This window comes from Plantactinospora veratri (assembly GCF_036421995.1).
Classification (GTDB): Bacteria; Actinomycetota; Actinomycetes; order Mycobacteriales; family Micromonosporaceae; genus Plantactinospora; species Plantactinospora veratri.
Map to the genome: position 1 here is coordinate 192,913 of NZ_JAZGQL010000028.1, position 17,127 is coordinate 210,039.

The 17,127-nt window shown below is 70.6% G+C and carries 16 protein-coding genes; 8 read left to right on the forward strand and 8 right to left on the reverse strand.

The genetic code is table 11. The features are described 5' to 3' along the window. Positions 1–78 precede the first annotated feature (78 nt). Together V1634_RS28885 and V1634_RS28890 are read right to left on the reverse strand one after the other, a co-directional pair. The gene (locus tag V1634_RS28885) at positions 79–690 is read right to left on the reverse strand and encodes a hemerythrin domain-containing protein (protein ID WP_331210881.1); all 612 of its coding nucleotides are present in this window, start codon (positions 688–690) and stop codon (positions 79–81) included. Next, entirely contained in the window at positions 683–1,900 is a 1,218-nt protein-coding gene (locus tag V1634_RS28890) for a hypothetical protein (protein ID WP_331210882.1), read from the reverse strand. Before V1634_RS28890 ends, V1634_RS28885 begins: the two co-directional genes overlap by 8 nt. 269 nt (positions 1,901–2,169) lie before the next feature. Here V1634_RS28890 and V1634_RS28895 point away from each other — a divergent pair, with 269 nt between their 5' ends. Beyond that, positions 2,170–2,616 carry a DUF4383 domain-containing protein gene (locus tag V1634_RS28895; RefSeq protein WP_331210883.1) on the forward strand — a complete coding sequence of 149 codons (447 nt, stop codon included), beginning with the start codon at positions 2,170–2,172 and terminating at the stop codon, positions 2,614–2,616. A gap of 103 nt (positions 2,617–2,719) precedes the next feature. Next, entirely contained in the window at positions 2,720–3,436 is a 717-nt protein-coding gene (locus tag V1634_RS28900) for a YqjF family protein (protein WP_331210884.1), read from the forward strand. Positions 3,437–3,526: 90 nt separating this feature from the next. On the opposite strand, the gene V1634_RS28905 is transcribed toward V1634_RS28900, so the two are convergent. Continuing rightward, positions 3,527–6,007, reverse strand: coding sequence for a M14 family zinc carboxypeptidase (locus V1634_RS28905; protein ID WP_331210885.1), 2,481 nt, complete (start codon positions 6,005–6,007; stop codon positions 3,527–3,529). 166 nt (positions 6,008–6,173) lie between these two features. Next, positions 6,174–6,326 carry a hypothetical protein gene (locus tag V1634_RS28910; RefSeq protein WP_331210886.1) on the reverse strand — a complete coding sequence of 51 codons (153 nt, stop codon included), beginning with the start codon at positions 6,324–6,326 and terminating at the stop codon, positions 6,174–6,176. Positions 6,327–6,855: 529 nt separating this feature from the next. Here V1634_RS28910 and V1634_RS28915 point away from each other — a divergent pair. The 3 genes from V1634_RS28915 to V1634_RS28925 all read left to right on the forward strand — a co-directional run bounded on the left by V1634_RS28915 (position 6,856) and on the right by V1634_RS28925 (position 10,010). Continuing rightward, positions 6,856–7,569 (forward strand): hypothetical protein, encoded by a 714-nt coding sequence (locus tag V1634_RS28915; protein ID WP_331210887.1) that lies wholly within the window; start codon positions 6,856–6,858, stop codon positions 7,567–7,569. 283 nt (positions 7,570–7,852) lie between these two features. Beyond that, positions 7,853–8,089: a preprotein translocase YidC gene (locus tag V1634_RS28920; RefSeq protein ID WP_331210888.1), complete on the forward strand. Its 237-nt coding sequence runs from the start codon at positions 7,853–7,855 to the stop codon at positions 8,087–8,089. Positions 8,090–8,576: 487 nt separating this feature from the next. Continuing rightward, complete coding sequence (locus tag V1634_RS28925; RefSeq protein ID WP_331210889.1) at positions 8,577–10,010, forward strand: glucuronyl esterase domain-containing protein; 1,434 nt, start codon at positions 8,577–8,579, stop codon at positions 10,008–10,010. 69 nt (positions 10,011–10,079) lie between these two features. Here V1634_RS28925 and V1634_RS28930 read toward each other — a convergent pair whose 3' ends face one another. From V1634_RS28930 to V1634_RS28940, 3 genes are all read right to left on the reverse strand, one after another. Beyond that, complete coding sequence (locus V1634_RS28930) at positions 10,080–11,282, reverse strand: fumarylacetoacetate hydrolase family protein (protein ID WP_331210890.1); 1,203 nt, start codon at positions 11,280–11,282, stop codon at positions 10,080–10,082. A gap of 151 nt (positions 11,283–11,433) precedes the next feature. Beyond that, positions 11,434–11,886, reverse strand: coding sequence for an NUDIX hydrolase (locus tag V1634_RS28935; protein WP_331210891.1), 453 nt, complete (start codon positions 11,884–11,886; stop codon positions 11,434–11,436). 200 nt (positions 11,887–12,086) lie between these two features. Beyond that, positions 12,087–13,094 carry a pectate lyase family protein gene (locus tag V1634_RS28940; protein WP_331210892.1) on the reverse strand — a complete coding sequence of 336 codons (1,008 nt, stop codon included), beginning with the start codon at positions 13,092–13,094 and terminating at the stop codon, positions 12,087–12,089. Positions 13,095–13,527: 433 nt separating this feature from the next. Here V1634_RS28940 and V1634_RS28945 point away from each other — a divergent pair, with 433 nt between their 5' ends. Further along, on the forward strand, positions 13,528–14,190 hold the full coding sequence (locus V1634_RS28945) for a M23 family metallopeptidase (RefSeq protein WP_407951866.1): 663 nt from the start codon (positions 13,528–13,530) through the stop codon (positions 14,188–14,190). Between the two features lie 104 nt (positions 14,191–14,294). After that, entirely contained in the window at positions 14,295–16,013 is a 1,719-nt protein-coding gene (locus V1634_RS28950; RefSeq protein ID WP_331210894.1) for a hypothetical protein, read from the forward strand. Between the two features lie 37 nt (positions 16,014–16,050). Here V1634_RS28950 and V1634_RS28955 read toward each other — a convergent pair whose 3' ends face one another. After that, positions 16,051–16,230 (reverse strand): hypothetical protein, encoded by a 180-nt coding sequence (locus tag V1634_RS28955; RefSeq protein WP_331210895.1) that lies wholly within the window; start codon positions 16,228–16,230, stop codon positions 16,051–16,053. Between the two features lie 233 nt (positions 16,231–16,463). Here V1634_RS28955 and V1634_RS28960 point away from each other — a divergent pair, with 233 nt between their 5' ends. After that, positions 16,464–17,072, forward strand: coding sequence for a flavodoxin family protein (locus V1634_RS28960; protein ID WP_331210896.1), 609 nt, complete (start codon positions 16,464–16,466; stop codon positions 17,070–17,072). Positions 17,073–17,127 lie beyond the last annotated feature (55 nt).

A 17,127-nucleotide genomic window follows, 5' to 3' on the forward strand; every position in this document is an offset into this window, starting at 1 on the left:
GGGCCCAGGCCGATCATCCGATCCCGGGCCGAGCCGCAGCCGGTCGTCGGCTGACCCGTGTCCCGGGAAACATCCTGCTCAGTCCCTGCCGTCAGCGGCGCGCCGGAGCGAGTCACGGACCCGGTCGAGGACCGCCAGTGGCAGCCCCAGGGCGGCGTTGGCGGTGGCCGACTCGGCCCCCGGGTGCGGGCGGGTCGGTGCGACCGCCTCCGCCGCCTGGAGCGCGGCGGCGAGCCGGCGCAGCCGGGGCGCCGGGACGTGCTGACGCAGCAGCGGGAACTCGTACCGTTCCTCGTGGCGTGCGTGCTTGAGCACCGCCTCCCGCAGCAGCAGCACGCCCTCGTCGAAGCCGTCCGCCTGCACGCCGCCGTCGACGAGTTCCTTGAGCATCTCCTTGGCCTGGCGCTCCTCCGCCAGCCGGTCCTCGACCAGCTCGTCGCCGCCACCGCCGGGCAGCGTGCGGGCCAGCGGATGGACCACCTCCTCCTCCGCCGTCTCGTGCACGGCGAGCAACAGGACCAGATCGTCGAAGGCGTCCCGCCGCACCTCGCCGTCGCCACCGGTCACCAGGAGGAACAACTCCTCGATCCGCGCGTGCTGGGCGAGCAGCAGGTCGACGACGTCCGGTTCGGGGCCGGGGGTGGTCGGACCGGAGCCTGCGGTGGCGGCGGCACCGTTGTCGTCAGGCACGGCGGGACCCCTCCTGGGCGCGCAGCGACTCGACCGGGTGCGGACCCTCGGTCTCGATCCGGTACTCGTCGCCGAACTTCTCCCGGTGCAGGTCGATGACCTCCTCACTCGGCGGCTTCTGGCCGTCGTGGAGTTGCTGCTGCATCCACTCGAACCGCTCGTGCGCCTCCCGCACGTAGCCCTCGCCGAGCTTGTTCACGTCGATCTGGGTCGCCAGGAGGTGGCGCAGGTAGTCCTTGTTCGGTTCGAAGGTGAGCGGCTCCGGAACCCCGGTGCCGCCGACGACCTCCTCCGGCTCCCGGCCGTCGTGCACGCGCAGCAGGTTCGCCGCCTGTTGCAGGTGGGCCAGCTCCATCTGGAGGTGAAGCTCCCAGACGGCCTTGATCCGCGGGTCGCTCTCCTGCTCCATGAACGAGTAGTACAGCCAGCACTCGTTGTACTCGTGGGTGAGCAGCCGCTCCCACCAGTTCTCCCCCGCGTCGAGCAGCGACTCGTAGTGGGTGACGTGTTCCTGCTCGATCAGGCTGATCTCCTGGTAGAGCTGCCGGGCGATCGGCTCCATGTACTGCGGCCCGACGTTCATGTAGTAGATCATCACCTGCTGTTCGGCCGAGAGGATCGTCAGCGCGTTCAGCTTCGACCGGGGGTCGACGGTGTCCTTGTCGTACGGCGTCCGCACCTCGTCGAAGGGGTGCCGGTGCTCCGCCACGGTCGGCCGGCCCGGCATCACCTCGGTCAGCCCGTCGACGATCTTCTCCGCCTTGCGCCGCTCGACCATCTCGTACAGGTTGGCGTAGCGGTAGAGGTGGTCGAAGTCCTCCAGCACCCCGAACTCGTACGCCTGCTTCAGGTAGGGGTCCGGCTCGTGCCGGGCCACCCAGGCGGTGAGGTCGACCGCGACCTGCTCGTATCCGAGCGTCGTCTCCAGCACACTGGCCACCCCGGGCAGCAGCCAGTTCACCACCCGCTGCTGCTGGTTCTCGACGTACCGCACGTACGCGAGCTGGCGCCGGACCTCCGGGTCGGGGCAGTTGCGGGCGAAGTTGTGCTGGAACATGATCGCCTCGACCTCGATGCCGTTCATCGTGATGATGCGGCATCGGGTGTACGGGTCGACGGCCTCCGGGTCGATCGGTTCGACGTTCAGCTCACGCCAGTTTCGGATTTGCCTGTCCAGCGGCAGGCCCTGGTGCTCCAAGGGATTGAACACGGTTACTCCTCCAGCGGTCGAGTGCGCTCCCCCTACCCCCGCGACCTGCCGGTAAACGCGACATCAGAGCTTTGTGGTCGAGGGAGGCCGATCGTGGCAGGCGTAGCCAAAAGCGCACTCGGAAAAGCACGATCCACTGTGCCGTGAGATCTTTTCAGGATGGACCGAGCGAAGGGTGCGGGCCGGTCCGTGTTCCCATCGACGACGGCGGGTTTGGGGGATCTCCAGCCGGAGAATATGCAGCCACCTATTTCAATGGAGGTGGCATCATGGCCAGCAGATCCGAGCCGGTCGGCCGGACGGTGAACGAGACCGCCCTCGTTCGCAGGGTCGCGGTCGCCGTCAGCGCAGTCTTCCTGCTCGTCGGCGTCCTGGGCTTCATCCCCGGCGTCACGACAAACTACGGCAGCATGACCTTCGCCGGGCACGAGTCCGACGCTCAACTACTCGGCGTTTTCCAGGTCTCCGTACTCCACAACATCGTGCACCTCCTGTTCGGTGTCGTCGGCCTGGCGATGGCCCGTACCGTCGAACGGGCACGGCTGTACCTCGTCGGCGGTGGCGCGGTCTACCTGGTCCTCTGGCTGTACGGCCTGGTCATCGGGCATGACAGTGCCGCCAACTTCGTCCCGCTCAACGGTGCCGACAACTGGCTGCACTTCTTCCTCGGGGTGGGGATGATTGCTCTTGGGCTCCTCACCACCAGGAAGCGCTGAGGCGATCGATGCTGGCCGGTCGGGTGGGCCACCCGGCCGGCCAGCACGTGGTCGACCTGACCAGCGCATGATCGGCGCGGAGACACGCAGCGCGGGAGGCACGATGGAGGCTCCACCTCCACCACGGGTGGCTCATCCGGTGATGTACCACCGGTGGAACTGGATCAGCTTCCTCCACTGGCGCTACCCACCGGCCCTGGTGCAGGCGATGCTTCCCGCCGGGCTGCGGGTGGAGACCTTCGACGGATCGGCCTGGATCGGCCTGACCCCGTTCCTCATGCAGGGGGTGAGGGCACCCGGTGTGCCGAGCGTGCCGTGGCTGTCGGAGTTCCCGGAGACGAACGTCCGGACCTACGTCCGGGACGGGCGGGGCCGCAGCGGCATCTGGTTCCTGTCCCTGGACGCGGCCCGGCTGCCCGCCGTGGTCGCCGCCCGCACCGGTTACGCCCTGCCGTACTTCTGGTCGGACATGACGGTACGCCGGGCCGACGACCGGATCTCCTACCGGTGCGCCCGCCGCTGGCCGGGGCCGAGGGGGGCGCGCTGTGACGCCGACGTACGGCTCGGTCCGCCGCTCGCCGAGCGCGAGCGCGACGAACTCGCCCACTTCCTGACCGCGCGCTACCGGCTCTTCAGCGTCGTGCTCGGCCGGCTCGTCGCCGCCGAGGCGGAACACGTCGAGTGGCCGCTGCACCGCGCCGAACTGCTGCGCCTGGACCAGGACCTGCTCCCCGCGGCGGGTCTGCCACCGCCGGACCGGGAGCCGCTGCTGCACGCGTCTGTCGGGGTACCGGTCAGAGTAGGAATGTGGCACCGCTGATCCGCTGCCGCCCCGGGCCGGGACATGGATCGACCATCGCCTGCGTCAGCGCGGCGGACCACACTGACGAGGCGATGGCCGGATCGGGCGCTACCGCTTGACGATCCTGATCGTCGCCGTACGGTACTTCTCGCGCCGGTCGTTCTTCGTCGGGTCGTAGTTGTTCTCGATGTTTCCGGCGGCGTCGACCGAGAACCAGCGGAACGTGGTGGTCTCGGTCACGTGGAACACCTGCCCCGGCTCACGGAACTCGGTCGCCTCGTAACGCGGCGAGTCCAGGGTGGGCCGGCTGCCGTCCGTCGTGTAATAGATGGTGGCCGGCTCGTTGGTCTCGAAGCGCACGTCGACGGAGTCGCGGTACGTGCCGGCGCCGGGGAGGAGCCGGGACGTCGGGTCCCGCTTGTCGTTGCCCCACTCCGCCGCGATCCGGAACATCTCCATGATTCCGTTGGCGTACTCCATCGTCTCGGCGTGGCCGCTGACGAGTTCCGGGTCGCCCGCCCACGGCGGCTGGAACGAGCCGCCCTGCCAGTCGCCGGTGCCCGGGTTGTAGACCGAGCCGCCGACCTCCCAGCCGAAGGCGTAGATCCCGTAGGTGTGGTAGAGGTCCTCGCGCACGTTGCCCGCCGAGGAGTAGAGGACGTCCGACGAGCCGCCGACGTTCTCCGGCGTGACGACGGTCTGCCGGTGCGCCTTGACCTGCGACAGGATCCTGGCGGCCGACTGCCAGTAGAACGCCTCGTCACCCAGCGGCGGGCGCGGCGTGGTGATCCGCCCGTCCGCGATGTAGGCGCCGGGCTGCCAGAAGAGCTGACCGCCGTTGGAGTGCACCGACATCATGAACTTGATGTTCGAGTACTTCTCGACCAGCCAGATGATGTTCTTCGACTCGGGCTCGGAGAGCTCCGCCGGCCCCTGGTAGGTGTTGCTGACGCAGCTGGTCGAGCCGCCCGCGTAGCCGTCGTGGCCCGACCCGACCCGGTAGTTGCGGTTCAGGTCGACGCCCCAGGAGTTCCGCTGCGCCGGATCGGCGTTCTCGTCCGGGCAGTGGTTCGTCATGTTCCGGCGCTGCGAGGCGAAGTTGTAGAAGCTGTAGTTCGCTCCGTCGGGGTTGTTGGAGAGGATCAGGAAGATGTCGGTGTCGTTGACGATCTTCTTCGTCTCCCGGTCGGTCCGGTAGTTGTGCACCAGACGCTCGGCCGTCTCCAGCGTGGTCGTCGCCGGTACCCACTCCCGGGCGTGGTCCTGCGCCTGGATCAGGACGCCGGGCTTCTTGCCGTCGCGGTGCTTGCCGATCCGCAGCACCGGGATCGTGGCCGGGCCCCGGGGCACCTCGCCCGCCGGTGCGCCGTCCCGCTTCTGGTCGAGGAAGTCGGTCAGCGCGACCGGACCCGCCGTCGGCGCGACGATGCCGGTGCCGGCGTTCGCCCGGTACGGGTGCGCCCGGTCGACGAGGCCCTGGGAGCCGCTCTCCAGCGCCGCCGCCACCTCGGCCGCGGTACTGGCGAGCCCGCCGGAGGCGTCCTTGGCGAGGAGGACCCGGACCGCCTTGCCGACGACCTCGACGCCGAGCGGGAGGTTCGCACCCGGCCGCTCCACGAACTCGACGGTCACCTCGTTGCCGCCCTGGTGCCCCCAGGCCGCCGAGCTGACGACGACCGCCTCCTGCCCGGTACCGCCGATGGTGGCCTGTGCCTTGCGCTGGTAGCCGTTGGTCCGGTTCGGCAGGTAGACGATCTCCGCGATGTCCGGGTACTGCCGGGCGATCTCGTGGGCGCGGCGGTAGAGCTGCTGCGGGTGCCGGTAGCCGTCGACGAAGTCCGACCTGTAACCCGGACGCGCGGTCAGCGGCGGCGGGGCGTTCTCCAGCCAGTTGGAGACGTCACCGGTGGTGACGCCGCCGGTCGAACTCGTCACCCGGATCTGCTTCGGCCGTACGTCGAGTTTGAACAGGTTCCGGTGGAACATGTACTGCCCGGAGTCGACGAACCGGCTCATCGTCCGGGCGAAGCCGAACGGCGTGCCCCGGCCCGAGTCGTTCTCGAGTTGCATCTGCACGACCGGGTCCGACTGCTGCCCCTCGGTGGTCCGTGCCTCGACGTAGAGGAAGCCCTGGCCCTTCGTGGTGAACCAGTCGGCGCGGACGACCCGTACCGTCTTCTCGTGGGTCTGCGGCTGGACCGCCCGCGCCCCGAGCGCGGCGAACCCGCCGTCGGCCCGGTCACTCCAGGAGAAGGACTCCCCGTCGGCGAGGATCCTGACGCCCATCGCCTGGACCTCGGCGACCTGCGCGGGGGTCAGCACCGCTTCCCCCTCGATGCCGGCCGGTACGCGCCGGAGGCCGTGCTCGAGGTCGAAGCCGGCGGCGACCACCTTGTCCAGCATGTCGGCACCGGTCAACTGGATGCGTACCAGGCGTACCGACTCCTGGCCCTCCAACGGGGATCGCCCGGAGCCGGCCGTGCCGGTGGACTTCGTGGGATCCGCGCCCGCCGGTGCGGTCGCCATCAGGACGGTTCCCACCAGGGCGGGCAGCGCGAAGAGCGCGATGCGCAGTCGTCTGCGTCGCATGCTCCCTCCTTCTGTTTGCGGCCTGCGGTTGATCTGGTACGACGAGCCTCTGGTACGACGACGGTCGCCGATCCGAGAAGCATGGGGCGGCCGGTGGACGGGCTGTGTGCGGTGAGCGTATGCGCATTCTTCGCATCGACGGGCGACCCGAAGCGGATCTTGAGGATTACTTGAGATTCTCGTCCCGGGGTCGCAACGGACGGTCGTCACCAGGCGTCTCGTGCCCGGCGGCGTCGAGGGCGGGTCCGGGGTCGCCGGTCAGCCGCCACACCGCCCGGGCGGCGCCGAGCCGGGCCGCCCGTCGCCGCCGGCCGCCCACTCGGGCAGCACCGGGACGGCCGGAGCGGCGGCAGTCCCGAACGTGGCGAGCAGCTCCGCGACCTCGGTGACCGACTGGCCGGCACGGAGCAGGACGGTGCGCCCGGGTACCGCCGCCTCCCGGCGGCCGGGGGCGTCGACGCCCCACTGCGGTCGGGCCCACCGGGAAGATCGTCAAGGCCGGATCGCCGGTAGGATCGCCGGGATTACCGTGGTGCGCCTGCAATCCAGCGCCAAGGAGGCCCCGCCGTTCTCACGAGGGACAGCGGGGCTGACCCGCGGAGCCGCTCCGCCGGCCATCGTGGCCGGTCCGCTCCCCCGGCCTCCGCTCCCCCACCCGCTCCCCCAGCCTCCGCTCGCCGGGTCTCGACGCAGCGGCGGCGCCTTCCCGTTCCGGCGTCGAGCCGGCCGTATCGCCGCCACGTCGCCATCGCGAACCGCCGGGCCGGGTGTCGCGGCGGTGCCCGCTTCCGTCGGCCGCACCTTGTAGCATTGCCGCGTTCTTCAGTCGGCTGCTGAAACGAGACGACATGCGGTGGTTCCAGCGCCTGCTGGGTCGGAGGCAGGTCCAGCACGATCCGGCCAGGCAGGAGGCCCTCCTCCAGGATCTTCGGCACCGGTTCGGTGCCGGCACGCAGGTCCGGTTCGCCGACCAGGCCGATGCGGTCAGCCGGTTGCTGGACGGTGACGACGGCCTGCTCGTGGCGGCCAGGGTCGTCGGGGAGTTCGCCGACGCGGCCCACGCGGACCTCCTCGCCCAGGCCGCCGAGCTGTATCGGCGTACCGGTCGCCGACTCGTGGTCGACCGGCGGAACTACCGGCCGCTGTGGCGGGAGGCCGGGCCTCAGCTGCGCTGGCCGCTGCTGGCGTTGCGGTGCGACTTCCACCCGTACGTCCAGGTGGCCGGGGCGGTGGCGGTGGTCGGTGCCCGGGCGCCCCGGCTGGCGCGGATGACCGACCCGAGTCCGCTGCTGCGGCACGTGTTCGAGGTTCTCGACCTCACCGCCGTCGGCTGGGAGTACGGCCGGGTGCGGGCGGACGTCGACGCCGCCGCCCTGGCCAATCGGCTGATCTCGACCGCCCGGCAGATCCGCGCGGCGATGGACGACCCGCCCCGGCTGCCGCCCCCGGCCCGGGAACTGATGCGGCGCAACAACAACATCGACGTCTACGACCCCAGCGGTCACCGGGTGGTCAGCGCGATCAACCTGGGCGCGGAGATGCGACCGGCCCTGCTGGCCTGAGCGCACCGGGGGCCGGTCCGCCCCGCGCGGGGCACCGGAGCCGGGGGCGCGGCCGGCGGCTGTCCCCACGCCGGCGCGGAGGACCGCCGTCCCGTCGATGCACGGATGTCCTTTTCGCCGCCCGACCCCCCGGGCGCGGCCGGGCGCCGGTCGCACGGCCGGCACAGATCCGGCAACCGGTGGGTGACTCCGGGTCCGCCGTGGGTATGCGCAGCGCACGGACGGGCCCTCGGTGGGCATCGGCGGGCGACTGCCGCGTCCGGGAGCGAAGTCGGGAGGGGTCATGGGATACCGGGCGCGTCAGGGTGAGCAGCCGGTCGATCCGGACCACGCCGAGGACGAGGACGGTCAGGCCCGGTTGACCCAGGTGGTGGCCGAGACGGAGGTTCCGGCGCCCTCGGGTACGGACGAGAGGCCGGACATCGTCACCGAGGACGACAACTCCGGGATGGCCGGTGGGGCGTCCGGCGGCAGCGGCGGCGGCGCGGCGACGACCGGGCATCCCGACTCCGTGCACTGAGCCAACACCGTGAACGCCGCCGGCCCCGGTCGGCGGCGCTGGCACGCGTACCGGCCGCAGGCCGGCAGCGGCCGCGCACCTTGCGGCACCGGCCACCTGAAGTGTTCACGGGGCGACGGTCAGCGAGAGAATCCGGCAGCGACGGGCAGCATTGACATGTTTCACCGCCTTGCCTGAAACTTATCAAGTCGGCATCGGTGATCATCGATTACTTGCTGGCGAGACCATCACCCCACCCGGAAGGAGAGCCCTGGTGGCCACCAACTCGGGCTGCTCTAGGCTCCGTTCGACGGTCGTCACGCTGGCGGTAGCGGCGCTCGCGGTCGTCGGAACGGTAACTGTAGTAGCGAGATCGACAACCACCGCCGAGGCGGCCGCCGACGTCGTCGTGGCCGCCTCGAGCGTCGAAGACGAGGGTGCCGACTGCCCCGTACCCGGCTCGGGATCCTCGACGTCCAGCTCCCGGCTCCCCGACCCGTTCCGGAAGATGGACGGTACCCGGATCACCAGCAAGGCCGACTGGCGTTGCCGGCGAGCCGAGACCAGGGAACTCGCGGAGCGGCACGTCTACGGCCAGAAGCCGGCGAAGCCGGCCAGCGTCACCGGGACGGTGTCGAACTCCAGCATCACGGTGAACGTGTCGGACCAGGGCCGCAGCGCGAGCTTCTCGGCCGGCGTCCAGCTGCCCAGCGGCACCGGCCCCTTCCCGGCCGTCGTCGTCGTGGGCGGGCTCGGCGCCGACACCTCCACCATCCGCTCCGCCGGGGTCGCCACGATCAGCTTCGACCCCTTCGCGGTGGGCCGGGAGGGGACTCCACGGAACAACAAGCAGGGCGCCTTCTACAGCATCTACGGCGCGTCCAGCAGTACCGGCATCCTGATGGCCTGGGCCTGGGGCGTGAGCCGGATCATCGACGTGATCGAGTCCTCCGGCGGCAACATCCTCCGGGCCGACGCCATGGGGGTCACCGGCTGCTCCCGGTACGGCAAGGGCGCCTTCACCATCGGCGTCTTCGACCAGCGCATCGCGCTGACCATGCCGATCGAGTCCGGCAGCGGCGGCGTCGGCGCCTTCCGCTCGATCGCCACCGAGAGTGGGGCGCAGCCGCTGAGCAGCGCCTACGGCGAGCAGCCGTGGTTGGGCGACGCGTTCAGCTCCTTCACCGGCAACCCGAACAGCCTGCCCATCGACACCCACCAGATGGTGGGCATGGTGGCACCGCGCGGCCTGTTCATCATGGACAACCCGCACGTCGACTGGCTGGGCGTCCGGTCCGGCAGCGTGGCGGCGCTGGGCGGTGCCGAGGTCTACAAGGCACTCGGGGCGGGTGACAACATCACCTACTGGTCCGACGTCCAGGACGGCACGCACTGCGCGGTCCGGTCCGAGTGGCGTACCCCGCTCCAGCAGAACCTCCAGAAGTTCCTGCTGAAGACGGGCAACGCCGCCGGTACGATGCGGATCTCCAGCCGGAAGGCGGGCAACCTGGCCGAGTGGCGGGACTGGCAGACCCCGACCCTGACCGACGGCCCGGACACCACACCCACCACGCCACCGACCGGTGGGCCCAGCACGCCGCCGGTCACCACCCCGCCCACCACGCGGCCGCCGACCACCCCGCCGGTCACCGGAGCCTGCTCGGCGACGGTGTCGCTCAACCAGTGGACGGGCGGATTCGTCGCCACGGTACGGGTCACCGCCGGCTCCGCGCCGGTCAACGGCTGGACGGTCTCGGTGACCCTGCCGTCGGGGGCCAGCGTCACGAACGTCTGGAACGCCAACCGCAGCGGGAACAGCGGTGCGGTGCAGTTCAGCAACGTCAGTTTCAACGGCTCGATCGCCGCCGGCCAGTCGACCGAGTTCGGCTTCCAGGGGTCGGGTACCGGGACGGGGATGAGTCCCACCTGCTCGGCCGGATAGTTCGCACCAGCGCTCTTCCCGGGGCCCGGTGTGGCGGCGGTCAGCCTCCGCACCGGGCCCCGGCCCGGTTCACAGCAGTCCCCGCCCGGCGAGGTTGCCCATCAGGTCGCGGATCCCGAAGCTCCAGGGCTCGCACTCCTCGCTGTGGCGTACCCGGTTGACCAGGGTGCCGAGCGGGGCGGAGCTGATCCGGACCACGTCGTCGACCTTGTGGGTGAAGCCCTCCCCTGGGCGGTCCCGGTCCTGGATCGGCGCGAACATGGTGCCGAGCATCAGCACCGCACCGTCCGGATACTGGTGGTGCCGGCCGAGGAGCTGTCGTACCAGCTCCTCCGGGTCGCGCGACATCCGTGACATCTCCGAGACGCCGTCGAGCCGGAAACCGTCGGCGCCCTCGATCTCCAACGCCACCTCGATCCCGCGTACCCGGTCCAGGTCGAACCGGTCGTCGAAGAGCCGGACCAGCGGGCCGAGCGCGCACGACGCGTTGTTGTCCTTGGCCTTCGGCAGCAGGAGTGCGGACCGGCCCTCGACGTCCCGCAGGTTCACGTCGTTGCCGAGGGTCGCCCCGACGATCCGCCCGTTCGACGCGACCAGCAGCGCCACCTCCGGCTCGGGGTTGTTCCAGGTCGACGAGGCGAGCACGCCGACCGGTTCGGCGGTGCCCACGGCGGAGAGGACCTGCCCCTTGGTGAAGATCTCGGCGTCCGGCCCGATCCCCACCTCGAGGTACTGGCTCCAGACCCCCTCGGCGACCAGCAGCTCCTTCAACCGCGCCGCCTGCTCGGAACCCGGCGTCAGCTCCGCCAGCTCGGCGCCCACCTCGGTGAGCAGCCGCTGCCGGATCTCCGCCGCGCGCCCCAGGTCGCCTCGGGCCCGCTCCTCGATGACCCGCTCCAGCAGCGAGACCGCGAAGGTCACCCCGGCGGCCTTGAGCGCCTGGAGGTCGACCGGTGCCAGCAGCCAGGGCCGGTCCCGGTCCCGGTCCGCCCGGCCCGTGTTGGCCAGCAGCTCCGCGAAGGCACCGACCCGCCGGCCGTTCAGCCCGGCGACCACGGCGGCGGGTTCCGGCAGCTCGCAGATGTCCCGCACGGTGGCGAACTCGGCGCTGAGGTCGAAGACGTCGCCGTCGCGGACCAGCACCGGCGACGGTCCGCCGACGGCGGGATCCCAGATCCGGCCGACCAGGACGCTCTGCTCGGCGTCCTCCGGCAGCGCGGCGGCGGCGGTCCCGAACCAGTCGGCGGTCGCCTCGGGGGGTGGCAGGGTCACGGGGCGACTCCCAGGGTGACGAGGGACCGCACGTCTCGGAACGGATGCCGTCGGCGGCGGCCCGGAACATGAGCAGGGGTGCGGCGTGCAACGATACCGCCGGACCGGTCGAAGATCGACTCGACGCGGCGGAGCGGCCGGCACCGTCGACTCAGGCTCCGTCCAGTTCCAGGTAGCGGGTCAGGCCGTCGGCACGGGCCCGCAGCACCTCGGCCAGCAGTGCCCGGCGGGGCTCGGCGAGCAGCGCCCCGGCCTCGGCCGGCGGGACGAAGGCGTACCCGGCGAGTTCTCCGGGCGGCAGCACGATCGCCGCCCGCTGCTCCGGTGACAGCACACCGCCGTCGAAGACGAAGAAGAGCTGTCCGTCCGGGCCGTTCGCCGTCCAGGCGACCACGAGCAGCGGACCGACCGGAAGGTCGAGCCCGAGTTCCTCACGTAGCTCCCGGCGGCAGGCCGCCCGAGGTGTCTCGCCGGTGTCGACGCCGCCGCCCGGCAGGTTCCAGCAGGGTTTGTACGTCGGATCCACCAGCAGTATCCGGCCGTCGGTGTCGACGACGACCGCTCCGGCGGAGGCCCGGGGCCGCGCGGGGGTGCTCTCCGGCATGGTCTGGCTCCCCCGTGGCGGACGGTCCGACTCCCCGGCCGCACCGGGTGACGGCCCCGAAAAAGGATGTAGCCGGCTCCCACGGGGGAAGGAGTCGGCTACATCGAATAGGAACCATAGGTCATCCCGGCCCGGAGAGCAAAGGCGGGGTCGCCCCACCCCGGACCTCGGGACGGGGCCGGCCGCTCGGGTGGGCTGGCTCAGGTGCCGATGTTCGGCTGCGGACCGGCGTACGTGCGCAGCAGCGCGGGCAGCCCGGCAGCCGGGTCGAGGGTGTACGAGTAGAAGCTGCTCGGGTTGAACGCCGACCCCTTCGAGGTGACCTTGCCGGAGTCCCAGGGGCTGTTCACCAGGATGTTTCCCCGGTTGACCAGCTCACCGGCCTCGACGTAATACGGGTTGCGGCTGTTCTCGAAGTAGCTGTTCTCGATCACGCCCTTGGTCAGGCCCCGGATGTAGTTGCCGTACGAGGAGGTGTTCTGGAGGTAGTTGTTGTAGAGGTGGCAGTAGGCGATGTTGTCCGCGCTCGGGTTGCGGGTCCGGGTGTTCTGGAACCAGTTGTGGTGGATGGTGATCCGGGCGGTGACGTTGTCGGTCCAGCCGATCCCGAACGTCTTGTTGTTGTCGACCAGGTGGTTCCAGGAGACGGTCAGGTTGGTGGTGTCCTTGCGGCTGTCGATCAGGCCGTCGTTCATCCGGGACAGCCGGTTGTGGTCGATCCAGATCCGGTTCGCGGTGTCCAGCTGGATGGCGTCGTAGTCGTACGCGTCGTCGCCCGGGTCGTCGTCCGGCATCAGGGTGTCGCGGATGGTCAGGTTGCGGATGATCACGTTGCTGACCCCGGTACCGAGGAAGAAGCCGCCGCCGACGATGTGCCCGCTGGTGCCCACCCCGATGATGGTCTTGTTGGAGGCGACCCGCAGCTCGGTGCCCTTCGGGCTGATGTTGATGGTGCCCGCCACCCGGATCACGTACGGGGCGCTCGCGGTGACGTACTGGTTGAGCTGTGCCTGGGTGTCGACCGTGACGGTCTGCCCGCCGGCCCCGCCGGTGGTGCCCTGCGCGAAGCCGTCGGCCGTGTTCGACCAGTTCCGTCCGCCACCGGGTGCCGGTGCCACCGCCGCCTCGGCCGGCAGCACCGACACGGCCACGACGGCGGCGGGTGCGGCCAGCGCTGTCGCGACGAGCCCGGTCAGTTTGCTTCGCATCGGAGTCCCTTCTCCAGGTGCTGGTGTCTGGTCAGATCGGGTTCCAGCCGTCGGAGCCGACGCGACCGCCGCCACCACCTGCCGGAGCACCGCCGGAATTCGTCGGGGCATGGGCTGTCCTTTCTGTACGCGCGCCTTTCTGTACGCGGGATGGCCGGCCGGGTGGCATGCGACGGCTCACCGGTCGGGAGCGTCGCCGGCAGTGGCATGGTTGATCTGGTCCGAGGCGGCCCCGACCGACATCGGGACGGTCGACACCGAAGGCCGTACGGCGCTTCGCCGGTGCCGTGTCTGACGCCGGTCCTCGACGACGGCGGCCACCGATCCACCTCGATGCATCTGCGAGGTTAGGACACCCCGACAGATTAAGTCAATCAATGAAACAAACCCCCGCACCGGGTACCCGGCGGCTGGCGGGTTGCCGTCGTCTGCCATCCTCGGGCCGGTGACGACCGGCCAGCCGACCAGACGCCGTGCCCGCCGCCGCCCCCGGAGCCGTACCATCAGGATCCTGTTGACCCTCACCGCGGTCGTCTCGGCCGTGGCCGTGCTCGCGGCGGCCGTGGTCGCCGTGCTGCTGCTGCGACCGCCCGGTCCGCGCCCGCTCTTCCAACTGCCGGTGGCCTGCGGCGAGGCGTGGCAGCTCGGCACCTATCCCGGGCACGACGACTACGACGTCGACCTCTTCCCCACCGAGGGCGAGGCGTGGGGGCGGCCGGTGCTGGCGTCGTACGGCGGCAAGGTCACGGTCGCCGGGATCAACGGTTCGCTCGGCGGCCGTACCCCGGAGAACCCGGACGGTCCGCGCGGCCGGGGCGGCGGCTACTGGGTGAAGATCGACCACGGTGGCAAGTGGGAGACGCAGTACCTCCACCTGCTCGAACCGCCGCTGGTCGAGGTCGGTCAGCGGGTCGAGCAGGGCGAGCAGATCGGGCGGGTCGGCAGCACCGGCAACTCCGGCGCTCCGCACCTGCACTACGAGCAGCGGCAGGGCTGGCAGAAGGTCGAGGCGTACTTCGACGGCGAGCCGTCCGGCATCACCCACGACGACGCCGAATACACGGTCACCCGGACCAGCGGCAACTGCCCGCAATAGACAGCTTTCTATATCGATCCTTCGGGCATATGCTCGGTGCCCTGCCGGCGGCAGCGCGGCACCCGGCGGCGGACGCGGGGAATGCTGGCCACCGGAGGAACGCGATGCGACGGCGATCCGGAACACCACGCTGGGCACTCTGCGGCGTCGCACTGGCGGTGCTGCTGCCGACCTACACCTTCGTGCTGACCGCCCGGGACGCGGCCGGCAACGTCTCGACGGCCAGCGACCGGGTCGCCGCGACCGTCGACCGGCCCCGGGCGACGGACTTCACCGTCTTCGGCTTCAGCCAGTCCGACGTGCACGAGGAGGACCCGCAGGTCTACGAACTCGTCCCCGACGTCACCATCCGGGCCATCGGGAAGTGGTCCACCAACGGTGACGAGGCGGCCGACTACCACTTCGACCAGATCCGGCGCTACCACGCCAGGGGCATCACCTTCATGGGCAGCGGGACGGCCAGCGTCATCTTCCCGCAGGACTTCGCCAGCACCGAGATCTTCGACGACATGTCGACCCGGGACGCGGAGAACAATCCGGTACCGCACGACGAGTTCGGCTTCCCCGAACCGGCCCGCCGAGGCAACATCTTCAACCCGAGATACCGGGACCACCTGCTCGACTGGGCGAAGATCCAGATTGACGGCGGGGTCGACGGGATCAACCTCGACGAGGTCAACGCCGGGTTCAGCGGCGGTCAGAAGTACGGCTTCAACGGCAACGAGGGCTTCGACGACCACGCCATCGCCGACTTCAACCGGTACCTGCTGGCGAAGTACCCGGCCTTCACCGCCGCCGACTGGAAGTCCCGGTTCGGCATGACCGACGACAACCTGGTCCGCGCCGACGTACCCGCCGACGATCTGACCGGCAACTTCAACTACCGCGACTACCTGCGGGCGGGCGGCTGGCAGCTCGACCCGCTCGCCGCCGCCAATCCGCTGGCCGGCGAGTGGGGACGGGTCACCCCCAACCGGATGTACGCCGACGACCACTCGTTCACCGCCAGCTACCTGCGGCGGTACTGGAAGGAGATGGTGGACGAGCTGCGGGCGTACGCCCGGGACAGGGCGCACCGCCACCTCCTGGTCAGCTCGAACGGGTTGCTGCCGTACGTCGACTTCAACAGCGTCGGGATGTATCCGTGGAACCCCGACGAGCAGACCCCGGACTTCCGGGGCGCCGACTACGTGCCGGTGGTCGACGGGCACCTCAACGGCGCCAAGTCGTTGCAGGCCAACTACCGCTACCTGTGGGAGCGCAACCGCGAGATCGCCGGTGACGTGCCGGTGGCGGTCTTCATCGACTGGCCCAACGAGATGATGACCAACTACCAGAACCTGCCGCTCGCCGAGAAGCGGGACTACTGGCAGATCTTCGGCGCCGAGGCGTACGCCAACGGGCTCTTCCCGGCCTTCCACCTCAAGGACACGGTCGGCGGCCCGACGGCGGAGCAGTCCGGGATGCTGGACTTCTTCCGGACGTACACCCGGTTCTACCGGGAGCACCGGGCGCTCTACCGCGACAACGAGCACGCCGCGCAGCGGGTACGGGTCGGCACCGGCGCCGTCGCGGCGAGCCTGCTGGTGCAGCGCGGCAGCGGGGCGCGGACGCTGCACCTGGTCAACCACAACTACCAGCGGGGGACCATCCCGCAGACCGACGTCGGGGTACGGGTGGAGCTGCCCTCCTGCCCCCGGCGGATCGCGCTGGTCTCGCCCGACTTCGCGGGGTCGCGGGTGCCGGCCTGGTCCTGCCGGCACGGCCGGCTGTCGGTGACGGTCGACCGGCTCGACTACTACGGCGTGCTGGTGCTGGGCTGAGGTCCGAAATTCGCGGCGGGTGGGACCGGCCGGGCAGCTACGACGACGTGGCGCGGGTCAGCTCGTAGCCGTCCGCCGTCAGGGTCCGGGTCATGTGCTCGGCGTACCACTGCGGCCAGTCGGGGTCGGCCCGGCCAAGTTGTTTCTCGTGCTCCGCGTGCGCGTCCGAGGCGCGCTTGAGCGCGTCCAGCAGCCGCTCGGTCATCTTCGTCTCCACCGCCGGTCCTCCCGCCCCGTCCGTACCGACTCCCGACGACTGTGACACACCGGAGCGGGACTCCGGGCTGGTTCGTCGGTGCCGTCCTCCGGTCGGACGGCACCTGCCGTGCCGCCCGGTGACGTCGGCCCGCCGGTGGGACGGATCCGCCGTCGCGATCTCGGTCGATGGTTCGGCCGGAGGCCGCCAGGGTACGGGTCTTCGGGAATCGGAAGATCGAACTGAGGAGCGACATGCCCACCCTCCGTGCCCTCGTCCTGTGCTGCACCCTCAAGCCCTCCCCCGCGCCGTCCAGCGCCGAACTGCTCGGCCGGGAGGTCCTCGCCGCGCTGGCCGACCACGACGTGGAGGGCGAGGTGGTCCGGGTGGTGGACCACCGGGTCAGATTCGGTGTCTCCACCGACGAGGGCGACGGCGACGAGTGGCCGGCGATCCGGGCCAAGCTGATGGAGGCGCAGATCCTCGTCGTGGCCACCCCGATCTGGCTGGGACAGCCGTCCAGCGTCTGCAAGATGGTGCTGGAGCGCCTCGACGCCGAACTCTCCGAGACCGACGAGCAGGGCCGGCTGCGGACCTACGGCAAGGTCGGCGCGGTGGCCGTGGTCGGCAACGAGGACGGGGCGCACCACGTCACCGCCGAGGTGCTCCAGGCACTCAACGACGTCGGGTTCACCGTCGCCGCCGCCGCGTCCACCTACTGGGTCGGCGAGGCCATGGGCGGTACCGACTACCGCGACGCCGGCCCGAAGCCGGAGACCACCGGCGCCGCCACCAGGACTCTGGCCCGCAACGCCGCACACCTGGCGCAACTGCTGGCGGCGCAGCCGTACCCGTCGAGCTGACCCCCGAGCTGAGAGCCGTCCAGTCGGGCCCCCCCCCGGCCCCCCCGCGGGGGGC

Bases quoted from the DNA above. Each gene is read 5' to 3' on its own strand.
- V1634_RS28935 (WP_331210891.1), bottom strand. From the start codon at position 11,886: ATGCCGGAGAGCACCCCCGCGCGGCCCCGGGCCTCCGCCGGAGCGGTC.
- V1634_RS28940 (WP_331210892.1), bottom strand. From the start codon at position 13,094: ATGCGAAGCAAACTGACCGGGCTCGTCGCGACAGCGCTGGCCGCACCC.
- V1634_RS28960 (WP_331210896.1), top strand. From the start codon at position 16,464: ATGCCCACCCTCCGTGCCCTCGTCCTGTGCTGCACCCTCAAGCCCTCC.
- V1634_RS28915 (WP_331210887.1), top strand. From the start codon at position 6,856: ATGCGGTGGTTCCAGCGCCTGCTGGGTCGGAGGCAGGTCCAGCACGAT.
- V1634_RS28950 (WP_331210894.1), top strand. From the start codon at position 14,295: ATGCGACGGCGATCCGGAACACCACGCTGGGCACTCTGCGGCGTCGCA.
- V1634_RS28895 (WP_331210883.1), top strand. From the start codon at position 2,170: ATGGCCAGCAGATCCGAGCCGGTCGGCCGGACGGTGAACGAGACCGCC.
- V1634_RS28920 (WP_331210888.1), top strand. From the start codon at position 7,853: ATGGGATACCGGGCGCGTCAGGGTGAGCAGCCGGTCGATCCGGACCAC.
- V1634_RS28925 (WP_331210889.1), top strand. From the start codon at position 8,577: ATGGACGGTACCCGGATCACCAGCAAGGCCGACTGGCGTTGCCGGCGA.
- V1634_RS28905 (WP_331210885.1), bottom strand. From the start codon at position 6,007: ATGCGACGCAGACGACTGCGCATCGCGCTCTTCGCGCTGCCCGCCCTG.
- V1634_RS28900 (WP_331210884.1), top strand. From the start codon at position 2,720: ATGGAGGCTCCACCTCCACCACGGGTGGCTCATCCGGTGATGTACCAC.